The sequence below is a fragment of the Rugamonas violacea genome, from assembly GCF_016461825.1.
Lineage (GTDB): Bacteria > Pseudomonadota > Gammaproteobacteria > Burkholderiales > Burkholderiaceae_D > Rugamonas.
The window spans coordinates 1-915 of the sequence record NZ_JAEMNU010000060.1 but is presented as its reverse complement, the minus strand read 5'-3'; the positions used below and the strand labels follow the sequence as shown (position 1 = coordinate 915).

Annotated in this window: 1 protein-coding gene and 1 pseudogene; one reads left to right on the top strand and one right to left on the bottom strand. The window is 51.6% G+C overall.

Going from position 1 to position 915, the window contains the following annotated elements:
- Positions 1-128 precede the first annotated feature (128 nt).
- A pseudogene (locus H7U20_RS30925) lies at positions 129-503 on the top strand (AbiJ-NTD4 domain-containing protein); the annotation flags it as partial.
- Positions 504-523: 20 nt separating this feature from the next.
- On the opposite strand, the gene H7U20_RS30245 reads toward H7U20_RS30925, so the two are convergent.
- On the bottom strand, positions 524-915 hold a 392-nt coding region (locus tag H7U20_RS30245; protein WP_233410716.1), incomplete at its 5' end, for an integrase core domain-containing protein.

Below are 915 nucleotides of genomic sequence, written 5' to 3'. Positions count from 1 at the left end.
ATCACGTATCACCAATTCAAGCGCTCAAAGCATGGCAGAAGAAAAAGCCCGAATTATTTGTTAAACGCGTGTATAACCACACGAGTCTTGACAACTAATCAAACGGCAGACTAGTGATAGGGAAATATATGAAGCTATTTAGTGAGCGGAACGAATACGTAAAAGAAGCAATTCATCTGCCAGAGGCGGTTACGAGCGCTCTCCGTAATCGGCTCTGGAATGTCATTGAGATGTCGGTGCAATCAAAAGATTTTGGCAAGATCACGATTGCGATGTGGCACCATCTTTACAAATTGCCGATTTCCTCGCGTGTTGAGGTAACAGACTTTATGGGGCACATCGATTGGAGTCGGACGTGGGTTTTTATTCAGCGACAATTCATGGGCGGCCCCTGGCATAGTGTTTACGATCATTTGGAATTCCTGATGCAACTCGACGGCGTTGATGAAACTGATATCAACAGGGAACTGGAAGCGGAAGCTGCTCCATATCCGGTAGTTGTCAACAAAGTTGTCGCGTCACTTCATGCAGCCAGCTTCACTAATTCAGGTTCAGCCCGTTCCGGATTGAGCCAAACCTCGTCCTTCAATTTCCAGTCTCTCGTGGCGCCGGACCAGCGCTCAGGGCAGCGCTGTTTGGCCGCCTCGTAGACCTGTTCCCGGTGCCGCAGGATCGCATCGGCCTGGCCACCATGGCGCTGCGCCGGCGTCACGAATTTCAAGCCGCTGTGTTTGTGCTGGTGGTTGTACCACTGCGCAAACTGCTGCGTCCAGGCCCGTGCTTGTTCGACGCTTTCAAACGGCTTGCGCGGATAGTTCGGTCGTAAGCGCTCCACGAACCCCAACCTATTCAGCCAGGCAGAATGCTGGTTAAATCCGGGGTATGCAAATCCTTCACATTCCACGGCAGCAGCGC